11 protein-coding genes are annotated in these 10931 nt (G+C 74.0%); 5 read left to right on the forward strand and 6 right to left on the reverse strand.

Going from position 1 to position 10931, the window contains the following annotated elements; translation table 11 throughout:
• Positions 1-2 precede the first annotated feature (2 nt).
• Positions 3-1049, reverse strand: a complete 1047-nt coding sequence (gene disA, locus D1825_RS16600; protein WP_407643344.1) for a DNA integrity scanning diadenylate cyclase DisA — start codon at positions 1047-1049, stop codon at positions 3-5.
• 122 nt (positions 1050-1171) lie between these two features.
• The gene (locus D1825_RS16605) at positions 1172-1993 is read right to left on the reverse strand and encodes a class I SAM-dependent methyltransferase (RefSeq protein ID WP_118768530.1); all 822 of its coding nucleotides are present in this window, start codon (positions 1991-1993) and stop codon (positions 1172-1174) included.
• A 125-nt stretch (positions 1994-2118) separates the two neighbouring features.
• On the opposite strand from D1825_RS16605, the gene D1825_RS16610 reads away from it, so the two are divergent.
• Entirely contained in the window at positions 2119-2304 is a 186-nt protein-coding gene (locus D1825_RS16610) for a hypothetical protein (RefSeq protein WP_118768531.1), read from the forward strand.
• 151 nt (positions 2305-2455) lie between these two features.
• On the opposite strand, the gene radA is transcribed toward D1825_RS16610, so the two are convergent.
• Complete coding sequence (gene radA, locus D1825_RS16615; protein WP_118768532.1) at positions 2456-3877, reverse strand: DNA repair protein RadA; 1422 nt, start codon at positions 3875-3877, stop codon at positions 2456-2458.
• A 92-nt stretch (positions 3878-3969) separates the two neighbouring features.
• Between radA and D1825_RS16620 the strand changes: the two genes are divergently transcribed.
• The 4 genes from D1825_RS16620 to D1825_RS16635 all read left to right on the forward strand — a co-directional run bounded on the left by D1825_RS16620 (position 3970) and on the right by D1825_RS16635 (position 7895).
• The gene (locus D1825_RS16620) at positions 3970-4596 is read left to right on the forward strand and encodes a TetR/AcrR family transcriptional regulator (protein WP_199721629.1); all 627 of its coding nucleotides are present in this window, start codon (positions 3970-3972) and stop codon (positions 4594-4596) included.
• Positions 4593-5510 (forward strand): ABC transporter ATP-binding protein, encoded by a 918-nt coding sequence (locus tag D1825_RS16625; RefSeq protein WP_118768534.1) that lies wholly within the window; start codon positions 4593-4595, stop codon positions 5508-5510. The genes D1825_RS16620 and D1825_RS16625 overlap by 4 nt, the downstream gene beginning before the upstream one ends.
• Positions 5507-7120: an ABC transporter permease gene (locus D1825_RS16630; protein ID WP_118768535.1), complete on the forward strand. Its 1614-nt coding sequence runs from the start codon at positions 5507-5509 to the stop codon at positions 7118-7120. The genes D1825_RS16625 and D1825_RS16630 overlap by 4 nt, the downstream gene beginning before the upstream one ends.
• 67 nt (positions 7121-7187) lie before the next feature.
• Complete coding sequence (locus D1825_RS16635; protein ID WP_118768536.1) at positions 7188-7895, forward strand: hypothetical protein; 708 nt, start codon at positions 7188-7190, stop codon at positions 7893-7895.
• Positions 7896-7963: 68 nt separating this feature from the next.
• Here D1825_RS16635 and D1825_RS16640 read toward each other — a convergent pair whose 3' ends face one another.
• The 3 genes from D1825_RS16640 to D1825_RS16650 all read right to left on the reverse strand — a co-directional run bounded on the left by D1825_RS16640 (position 7964) and on the right by D1825_RS16650 (position 10900).
• Positions 7964-9439, reverse strand: a complete 1476-nt coding sequence (locus D1825_RS16640; RefSeq protein WP_118768561.1) for a sensor histidine kinase — start codon at positions 9437-9439, stop codon at positions 7964-7966.
• A complete protein-coding gene (locus tag D1825_RS16645) occupies positions 9439-10173 on the reverse strand; it encodes a response regulator transcription factor (RefSeq protein ID WP_118768537.1) in 735 nt (244 codons plus the stop codon). The genes D1825_RS16640 and D1825_RS16645 overlap by 1 nt, the downstream gene beginning before the upstream one ends.
• Positions 10174-10237: 64 nt before the next feature.
• The gene (locus tag D1825_RS16650; RefSeq protein WP_233549954.1) at positions 10238-10900 is read right to left on the reverse strand and encodes a TetR/AcrR family transcriptional regulator; all 663 of its coding nucleotides are present in this window, start codon (positions 10898-10900) and stop codon (positions 10238-10240) included.
• Positions 10901-10931 lie beyond the last annotated feature (31 nt).

Here is a 10931-nt window from a genome sequence, read left to right on the forward strand (position 1 = left end):
CGTCAGACGTACCGCTCGAGGATCGACGACTCGGCCAGGCGGGAGAGTCCTTCGCGCACCGCGCGGGCCCGCTGCTCGCCCACGCCGTCGACGGCCATGAGGTCGTCGATGCCTGCGGCGAGCAGCTTCTGCAGGCCGCCGAAGTGGGCGACGAGGCGGTCGACGATCGCACCCGGCAGGCGGGGCACCTTCGACAGCAGCCGGTAGCCGCGCGGACCGGCGGCCGCGTCGAGCGCGTCGCCCCCGCCCGGCAGTCCGAGCACGCGCGCGATGTGCGCGATGTCGAGCAGCTCGGTCGAGTCCAGCTCGGCGAGCTCGGCCTGCACGGAGTCGAGGTCGCGGCGGATGGTGTCGACGTAGTCGCGGATGACGAGCTCGCGGTCCGAGCCGATGCCGCCCACGAGCTCGTCGAGCTGCAGCGTGAGCAGGCGGCCGTCGGTGCCGAGCTCGACGACGTAGCCCTCGATCTCCTCGGAGATGCGCCGCACCATCTCGAGTCGCTGGACGACGGCGGACACGTCCCGGACCGTGACGAGGTCCTCGATCTCGAGCGCGGAGAGCGTGCCGCTGACCTCGTCGAGGCGCGACTTGTAGCGCTCGAGCGTGGCGAGGGCCTGGTTGGCGCGGGACAGGATGGTCGTCGAGCCCTCGAGCACGTACCGCTGGTCGCCGACGTACAGCGCGATGATCCGCATCGAGGCGGACACCGAGATCACGGGCAGGCCGGTCTGCTTGGCGACGCGCTCGGCGGTGCGGTGGCGCGTGCCGGACTCGGTGGTCTCGATCGTCACGTCGGGCAGCAGCTGCACGGCCGCACGGACGATCTTGGAGATGTCCTGGTCGACGACGACGGCACCGTCCATCTTGGCCAGCTCGCGCAGGCGGGTCGCCGAGAACTCCACGTCGAGGACGAAGCCGCCCGAGCAGATGGACTCGACCGTCTTGTCGAAGCCGAGGACGATCAGCGCGCCGGTCCGTCCGCGCAGGATCCGCTCGAGCCCGTCCCGCAGGTCGCCGCCGGGCGCGACGGCAGCGAGGGTCGACCGCATGAGGTCGTCGGGGGCGTGCGGGGTGTTCGGCACGCGAGCATCGTAACGACGCCCGGCGACGCAGCGGGCATGCGACCCGCGACGAGGCGGTCGAACTCCGGACATCTGACGGAGCCGGCCGCCTATGACGGGCCGCGGACCCCGAGCGTGTAGCGGACCTCCTGGGCCAGGGCGAGGTGGCCCGACGGGTCGGTGATCGACGCCGCGAGCTCCAGGATCCGGGCGCGCATGGCGTCGTGCTCGTCGGCCGGGACCGCGTCCCACATGGCCCGTTGGCCGTGGGACTGCGTGAACGCCACGAGATGCTCGGGGTTGCGGAACACGGCCTCCACGGTGCGGGTCACGGTCCGGATCGCCGTCAGACCGGCGCCGACGAAGAGGTCCGCCATGCCCGCGTCGGACGCGAAGGGGCCGCTGCGCCCGCTGGTCCGGGCGTCGAGCAGGGCGGGCGGCAGGTAGGAAAAGAAGAGCTCGTCGACCCGCCGCCACCGCTCGTCCTGGGCTCCGAACGTCGTCGTCCCGAGGCGACCGCCGTGGACGACGAGCGACGCCCACACGCTCAGCGTCGCTGCGGGATCGGGCATGAAGAACAGCACCAGCGACGCCGACACCACGTCGAACGAGGCCGCCGCGAAGTCGGGCGCGCGGGCGTCGCCCACGGCGACCGTGACCTGCGGGAGGTCGGCGAGGTCGCGCGCGGTCAGCTCCACCATGCGGGGGGCGAGGTCGATGCCGACGGCCCGCCCGTCGGGGCCGGTCGCGAGCGCGAGCGGGCGCAGCGCGGCGCCACGGCCGCAGCCGATGTCGAGCACGCTCTCGCCGGGTCGCACGGCGAGCTCGTCGACCAGCCCGGCGGCGATCGGCTCGAACCACGGGACGCCCACGGCGTCGTAGGTGTCGGCGACGCGGTCGAAGATCCCGGCCGGCCCGTCGGGGTGTGCCATCGACCCACCCTCGCACCGGCGCCGGGGGCGAACAAGGGCTCTCGGCGGGCGGGACCGGCCCGCGGGGCGCACATTGAAGTGCGCTCACACCCGGGGCGCCGGTTTCGAGACAGAGGAAGTACACGATGAGCACCGACAGCGGCCACGGCACCCCCGACGTCCTCGACGACGGCGCGACCTCGCGCGTCGTCGAGGGCGAGACCACGACCCATGAGCACCACGAGCACCACGAGCACCACGAGCACGGCAAGCACGAGGTCCTCGACGACGGCGAGACGTCCGAGGTCGTCGAGGGCGACGAAGCCCCCTGACCCGCGGACCGGGCGGCCACGCACGCGGCCGCCCGGTCCGCTCCGCTCGGTCTGCTTCGACCCGTCGGTCGCGGACGCCCGAGCCGACAGCCTCGGGACCTCGGCCGCGGGGCACGCTGACTCGCGAACGCGACCAGAACGTCGCTGGGCCTCAGCCCCGGCGGATCGGCACCACGTTGTCCGTCATGTTCGCCACCTGCACGGCCCGAGCCAGGTCGGACGCCCCGAGCACGGTCATCCCCTTCGGCACCGCCAACCCGGCCACGGACGCGTGCGGCACGATCGCGCGGGTGAACCCGAGCCGCGCGGCCTCGGCCAGGCGGCGGCCCACGCCGGACACGTTCCGGATCTCCCCGGCCAGGCCCACCTCGCCGATGGCCACGAGCCCGCGCGGCAGCGAGGTGTTCTCCCGCGATCCGACCGCGGCCAGCGCGAGCGCGAGGTCGGCGGAGGGTTCGACGACGCGCGCGCCGCCGACGGTGGAGACGTAGACGTCCTGGTCGGCAAGCCGGGCGCCGAGCCGGCGCTGCAGGACCGCGAGCACCATCGCCAGGCGGGAGGAGTCGACGCCGCTCGTCGTGCGGCGGGGGTTGGGCACCTGCGAGGGGGCGACGAGCGCCTGGATCTCGGTGGCCAGCGGGCGGCGGCCCTCGAGCGTGACGGTGAGGCAGGTTCCCGGCACGGGGTTGTGCGACTGGGACATGAACAGGCCGGAGGGGTCGGCGAGGCCGACGATGCCCTGCTCGGACAGGTCGAAGCAGCCGACCTCGTCGGTGGGGCCGTAGCGGTTCTTGGTGGCGCGGAGCATCCGCAGGCGCGAGTGGCGGTCGCCCTCGAACTGGCAGACCACGTCCACCAGGTGCTCGAGCGTGCGCGGGCCGGCGACCGAGCCGTCCTTGGTGACGTGGCCGACCAGCACCACGGGCATGTCCCGGGACTTGGCGGCCTGGATCACCGCCGCGCTGACCTCACGGACCTGCGCGACGCCGCCTGCCGTGCCCTCGATCGCCGCGGAGGCGATCGTCTGGACCGAGTCGAGGACGAACAGGTCCGGGTCGACCTGCTCGATGTGGCCGAGGACCGTCGCGAGGTCGGTCTCGTCGGCGATCAGCAGGTTCGGGTCGAGCGCGCCGATCCGGCCCGCGCGCAGCCGGATCTGGGCGACGGACTCCTCGCCCGTCACGTACAGGACCCGGCGACCTCCGCGGGCGGTGCGTGCCGCGACGTCGAGCAGCAGGGTCGACTTGCCGACGCCCGGCTCGCCCGCGAGCAGCACCACGGCCCCGGGCACGAGGCCCCCGCCGAGCACGCGGTCCAGCTCGTCGACCCCGGTGGCGCGCGCGAGCGCGGACTCGACCGAGATCTCGCTGATCGGGCGAGCGGGTGCGCGGGTCGGGGCGGCCGCGACCGTCTTGGGGGCGCCGCCACCCGGGCCGGAGTCCTCGAGGACGGTTCCCCACGCCTGGCACTCGCCGCACCGGCCGGCCCACTTGGCGGCGGTCCACCCGCACTCGGTGCAGCGGAAGCCGGGGCGCGCGGCCTTCTCGGCGCGACGGGCGGCGGTGGTGCTCATGTCCCGGACGGTAGCCGCCGACACCGACACGACCGGGCTCGGCGCTCCGGGCGCGCCTTGTCACGGCGGCTGAACGGGTGTTTAGTCGAGTCGTGGACGTCGACGCCCGGGAGCGGATCCGGGACGCAGCGATCGCGCGGTTCGGGCGCGAGGGGTTCGGGGCGGGCCTCCGGGCCATCGCCCTGGACGCGCAGGTCAGCGCCGCGCTCGTGATCCACCACTACGGCTCGAAGGACGCGCTGCGCGCCGCGTGCGACGCTCACGTCCACGCGACGATCCGGCGGGCGAAGAGCGAGGCGATGCGCGACGAGTCGCCCGCGCAGGTCATCGGGCAGCTCGCGACGATCGAGCAGTACGCACCCGTGTTCGCCTACATGGTGCGCAGCCTCATGGACGGTGGCCCGGCGGCCGCACAGTTCGTCGACGGACTCGTCGAGGACGCCGAGTCCTACCTCGCCGCGGGCGTCGCGGCCGGCACCGTGCGGCCCAGCCGCGACCCGCACGGGCGGGCCCGCGCGCTCGTCGCGAGCAGCGTGGGGACCCTGCTCATGACCCAGCTCGACGCCGCGGCCGGGCGGGCGGTCGCGCCCACCGACCGCCCCGGCGAGGCCATCGTCGCGATGGCCGAGGCGACCGTGCTGCCCGGCCTCGAGCTCTACACCTACGGCCTGTTCACCGACTCGTCCTACCTCGACGCGTACCTGGAGGGGCACCCATGACCGACGCCATCACCGCGGCCGGACTCGTCAAGACGTTCGGCCCGAAGCGCGCGCTCGACGGCTTCGACCTGCGGGTCGCGACCGGCGAGGTGCACGGCTTCCTCGGCCCCAACGGCGCGGGGAAGTCGACGACGATCCGCGTGCTGCTCGGGCTGCTCCGGGCAGACGGCGGCGAGGTGAGCCTGCTCGGCGGCGGCCCGTGGCGCGACGCGGTCGCGCTGCACCGACGGCTCGCCTACGTCCCGGGCGACGTGACGCTGTGGCCCACGCTGTCCGGCGGGGAGTCGATCGACCTGCTGGGCCGACTGCGCGGCGGCATCGACCCGGCGCGGCGCGCGGACCTCGTCGACCGGTTCGAGCTCGACACCAAGGTCAAGGGCCGCGCGTACTCCAAGGGCAACCGGCAGAAGGTCGCACTCGTCGCGGCGCTCGCGGCCGACGTCGAGCTGCTGCTCATGGACGAGCCGACCAGCGGGCTCGACCCGCTCATGGAGGCCCTGTTCCAGGAGGTGGTCCGGGAGGCGGCGGCCGACGGTCGCACGGTGCTGCTGTCGAGCCACATCCTGGCCGAGGTCGAGGCGCTGGCCCAGCGTGTGACGATCATCCGCGCCGGGAAGGCGGTGCTCAGCGGGTCGCTCGAGGAGCTGCGCTCGCTCACGCGCACCACGGTCACGGTCGGGCTGCGCGACGCGGACGGCGCGGTGCGGACGCTGGGCACGACGACCGGCGTGCACGACCCGCGGCGCGACGACGGCCACGTGACGTTCGACGTCGACACCGACGCGCTCGACGCCGTGCTCGCCGCGCTGCCGGCCTTCGGCGTCTCGTCGCTCGTGGCCCACCCGCCCACGCTCGAGGACCTGTTCCTGCGCCAGTACGGCGAGGAGCTGGCCGAGATCAAGGCCGCCCGATGACCACCACCGTGGCGACCGCGCGGGGCGGCGCGCTCGCGGGCACGCGCGGACTGGTCCGGCTGGTGCTGCGTGCGGACCGCTGGCGCATCGTGATCTGGGCCGTGGCGGTCGCCTGGCTGACCGTCGTCTCGGTGCGCGCGCTCGACGACCTCTACGCGAGCGACACCTCGCGCGCGGCCCGCGCCGAGCTCATCGCCTCGCCCGCCGCGACCGCGCTGGCCGGGCCGGGCTACGGGCTCGACGACTACACGATCGGCGCGATGACGGCCAACGAGCTCGCGCTGTGGATCATGCTGCCGGTCGGCATCATGGCGGTCCTCGCGGTGACCCGGCACCTGCGCGCGCCCGAGGAGGACGGCCGCCTCGAGCTGGTCCGCTCGCAGCCCGTCGGGTCCGCGGCGCCCGTGGTCGCGGGGCTCGTCGCGGCCGCGCTCGCCGTGCTCGCGGTCGGGACGCTCACGTTCGTCGGGCTGCTCGCGACGTCCCTGGACCCGGCCGGCTCGGCGCTGATGTGCGCGTCGGTCGTCGTCGTCGCGCTCGTCCTGGCCGGTGCCTCGGCAGTGGCGAGTCAGCTCTCCGCGCACGCGCGCACGGCCTCGTCGCTGGGCATGGCCGCGATCGGGGTCGCGTTCCTGCTGCGCGCGGTCGGCGACGTGCGGGGGCCGCGGAGCACGAGCGTGTGGACGTGGCTCTCGCCGTTCGGCTGGTCGCAGGCCACGGCGCCGTACACCGAGGACCGGTGGTGGCCGCTGCTCGTCGGCGTCGCGGCCACGGCCGTGAGCGTGGCGCTCGCGTTCGCGCTGGCCGGTCGACGAGACCTCGGGACCGGCCTGCTCGCCGAGCGGCCCGGCCGCGAGCACGGGCGGATCCGCGGGGTCGTCGGGCTGACGTGGCGGCGGCAGCGCACCGCGATCTGGTCCTGGGGCGCTGCCGTGGTGCTGTCCGGGGCGCTCGTCGGCGTGCTCGCCGCGCAGATCGCCGACTTCGTGGCCGACCAGCCCTCGCTCGAGGACCTGTTCCCGGGCGGGGTCGGGGGAGCGACCGCGGCGGCGTTCGCGTTGTACAGCGTCTTCCTCGCGGTGCTCGCGTTCGCGTACGTCACCACGGCGGTCGGCGCCGCGCGGCACGAGGAGACCTCCGGCCGGGCCGAGACGCTGCTCGCGCTGCCGGTCTCTCGCGCGCGCTGGCTCGGCTCGCAGCTCGCGCTCGCGGGGGCGGCGGCCGTCGTCATGCTGCTCGTCGCGGGCCTCGTCATGGGCCTGACCGCGGCCGCGAGCCTCGACGACCCGTCCCAGGTCCGGACCCTCGTCGGCGCGGCGGCCGTGACGATCCCCGGGGTGCTCGTCGTGCTCGGTGTCGCGGTGCTGCTCCTCGGCGTGGCGCCGCGCGCGTTCGCCGCGGTGTGGGCGTACGTCGCGTACGTGGGCGTGATGGCGATGTTCGGGGACCTGCTGCCCGACGGCGCCGACGCGGCCTCCCCGTTCACCTACCTTCCGGCCCTGCCCGCCGAGCCGATGACCTGGACGCCCGTGGTCGGCTGCACGGTCGTGGGGCTGGTCCTCGTGCTCGTCGGCACGCAGGGTTTCCGGCGGCGAGACCTGCAGGGCTGACGGGCGCGCGCTGGATAGGCTGCCGACGTCCGGGACGCGCCGGGCGTCACGACGACGGGGGACAGCGATGAGCGAGACCGACGGACCCGAGTCGACCTCCGCCGACAAGCCGGCGTGGGCGACGACGGGCGCGACCGCCGCTGAGCCTGCGCCGGCCGCCGAGGGCGACGCCCCCGCGGCCGAGAAGAAGCCCCGTCCCGCCTGGCTGATCCCCGCGGCGATCGTCGCGGGCGTCGTGGTCGTCGGCGGCATCGTCGTCGCCATCGTGACGTCGGGCGGCGACGACACCGCCGCGGCCCCCGTCGCCACGCCGACCGTCGTGATCCCGAGCCCGACGCCCACGGCGACGCCCGCCGAGCGCCCGGACCCCACGGCCTTCACCTCCGCGCTGCCCGCGAGCGTCCTGCAGTACGCGTTCAGCGAGGAGAAGAAGGCCGACGGCTGGATCAAGGCCGACGCGCTCGAGGCCGTGACCGACACCTACACCGACGGCGGCTCGGGCACGCTCGTGGTCGACGCGGGGCAGTTCGCGACCGCGAAGGAGGCGACGGCGTTCGCGAAGACGCTGCTCAAGGGCGACGGGACCGCGAACGCGGCGCTCGGCCTCCCGGCTGCGGGCGAGGTCACCGCCGGCGGGGAGAAGGTCGGCACGTTCGTCGTGCACGACGCGGGCGACGGGACCGGGGTCGCGGTGTGGACCAACGGCACATCCGTCTTCCGCCTGACGACCGCCGTCGCGGACGTCCTCGACGCGTACAACGCGTTCCCGCTCTGACCCTTCGAGCGCGTGGACTGCTTGTCGAAGACTTCGTCACGCCCGGCGTGACCACGTCTTCGAGCTGATCAGGCTGCCGGGAGGCGGACCGTGAAGGTGGTGCCGCCGTCCGGGCCCGGGTCGGCGGTGATCGTGCCCGCGTGCGCGCCGACAACGGCGTCCACGATCGCCAGCCCGAGCCCGGTCGAGCCGGTCCCGCGCGTGCGCGACTCGTCGCCGCGCGTGAACCGCTGGAAGAGCCGGTCGCGCAGCTCCTCGGGGATGCCGGGGCCGTCGTCGGTGACGCGGACCTCGACGTCGGGCCCCACGGTCCGCACCTGAACGGTGACCGTGGTGCCGGGCGGGGTGTGCAGGCGCGCGTTGGCGAGCAGGTTCGCGAAGACCTGGCGCAGCCGGTGCTCGTCGCCGACGACCACGGGCTCGGCGTCGTGCTCGACGTCCGGCAGGTCGAGCCGCCACTGGTGGTCGCGGCCCGCGGCGTGCGCGTCACCGACCGCGTCGATCGCGAGCATGCCGAGGTCGACAGGCTCGGTCTCGAGCGTGCGGCCGGCGTCGAGGCGCGCGAGCAGCAGCATGTCCTCGACGAGCCCGGTCATCCGGGCGGCCTCGGACTCGATGCGGCTCAGCGACGTGACCGCGCCGTCGGGCAGCACCTCGGGGGAGCGGCGGACCAGCTCGGCGTAGCCGCGGATCGAGGCCAGGGGCGTGCGCAGCTCGTGGCTCGCGTCGGCGACGAACTGGCGCACCTGCGACTCGGACTCGTGCCGCGCGGTGAGCGCGGCGCTCACGTGGCCGAGGAGCTGGTTGAGCGCGGAGCCCACCTGGCCGACCTCGGTCGACGGGTCGGTGTCCTGCTCCGCGACGCGCTCGGCCAGCACCACCTCGCCGCGGTCCAGCGGCAGCCGGCTCACGCGCGTGGCGGTCGCGGCCATCCGGTCCAGGGGTCGCAGCTCGCGACGTACCAGGACGAGGCCGACGGTCGCGGCGACGAGCAGCGCGAGCACGCCGACGACGATCTCGACGACCACGAACCGGGTGACGGTGCTGGTCAGGGCGGTCGTCGGGAGAGCCGTGACCACGACGGCGCCGTCACCCGTCGTCGTCGACATCGCGCGGTAGGTACCCAGGTCGCCGAGCGTGACGGGGTGCGCGTGAGAGTCCTGCGGGACCGCGAGCAGCGTCGCGGACTGGTCGTCGTCGAGGTACTGGCGCTGGCCGTCCTCGTCGATGTAGTCCGCGCGCACGACGTCGTCGAGCTTGAACAGGTTGATGGTGTTGATCCCCTGGCCGGGGGCGAGGTTGCCGGGGGAGGGGCGGTCGTCGCCGCCCCCGGGGTTCGTCGTCGCGTCGCCGGGCGGGAAACGCATCGACGCGTTGGCGGCGCGCCCGTTGGCGGCGCTCAGCTGCTCGTCGACCTGTGTGACGAGCGACCCCCGCAGGGCGAGCGCCGAGACGGCCCCCATGCCGAGGGCGACGACCGCGACGAGCGCGACCAGGACGACGACGAGCCGCCGGCGCAGCGTCCAGCGCGACGGCGTGCGCATCACGCGGGCTTCAGCACGTACCCGACGCCGCGCAGCGTGTGCAGCATCGGCTCGCGACCCTTGTCGATCTTGCGGCGCAGGTAGGAGACGTAGAGCTCGACGATGTTCGCCTGGCCGCCGAAGTCGTACTGCCAGACGCGGTCGAGGATCTGCGCCTTGGACAGCACGCGCCGCGGGTTGCGCATGAAGTAGCGCAGCAGCTCGAACTCGGTCGCGGTCAGGCGCACGTCGTCGCCGCCGCGGGACACCTCGTGGCTGTCCTCGTCCAGCATGAGGTCGCCGACGACGAGCACGGCGTCCTCCCGGGCCGTCGTCGCACCCGTGCGGCGCAGCAGCGCACGCAGCCGCGCGACGACCTCCTCGAGGCTGAACGGCTTGGTCACGTAGTCGTCTCCGCCGGCGGTCAGACCGGCGATGCGGTCCTCGACCGCGTCGCGCGCGGTGAGGAACAGCACGGGCACGTTCGGGTGCGTGGCGCGTACGCGGCGCAGCACCTCGAGGCCCGAGAGGTCGGGGAGCATGACGTCGAGCACGATGACGTCGGGGTCGGTGTCCTTGACCTGCTTGACCGCGGCGATGCCGGTGAGCGCGTGCTCGACCTGCCAGCCCTCGTACCGCAGGGCGGTGGAGAGGAGCTCGGCAAGGGTCGGCTCGTCGTCGACCACGAGGGCGCGGACGGGCGAGCCGTCGGCGCGCGTGAGGGCCTGCGGTCGGGTGCCTGCGGTGATCGTCATGAGTGCAGCCTGGCCCGCCTCGCTTGCGAAGCCTTGGGAAAAGCCTGTGAACCTCCTGAGAAGGCTACTCCGGCAGGTGCGTGGTCTCCGCGGGGTTGAGCACGGCCGACAGGATCGCCTCGATCGCGAACGTCGTGGACTCGGCAAGGTCGACCGTGCCGTCGAGCAGCCACTGCACCTGCAGGCCGTCCATCACGCCGATGATCGCGCTCGCGGCGCGGGTCGCCTGCTCGTCGCTGACCTTGTGGTCGCCGATCTCCTGGATGGCGTGCGCGATCTCGCCGCGCAGCACCGCGAAGCGCTGCGTGACCCAGTTGCGCGCGGGGTGGTCCTCGGTGACCGACTCCGCGGTGAGCACGGTGTAGCCCTGCACGATGCCGCGGCGGTCCACGTTCGCCCGCGCGGTGCGCACGAGGTGGGTGAACAGCTCCATGCCATCGGGGATGTGCTGGCCCTCGAGGTCGCGCACGTCCTCGAGGTCGCGGTACTCGAGCACCTCGATGAGCAGCTGCTCCTTGGTGCCGAAGTGGTGCAGCACCCCCGCGTGCGTGATCCCGACCTGCTCGGCGACGTCGGCGAGCGAGCCGGTCTTGTAGCCCTTCGAGCCGAAGGTGTGAGCGGCTGCGCGGAGGATCTCAGCGCGGCGCTCGGCCGTTCCCTTGCGCGGTCTACGCACCGCGGGGCGCCGGCTCGTGCCCGCAGGCACCGGTGGCACGTCGTCGTCCATGACCGAAACCATACTGTGACCCAATGGCTTA

The organism is Cellulomonas rhizosphaerae (genome assembly GCF_003470205.1).
GTDB lineage: Bacteria > Actinomycetota > Actinomycetes > Actinomycetales > Cellulomonadaceae > Cellulomonas > Cellulomonas rhizosphaerae.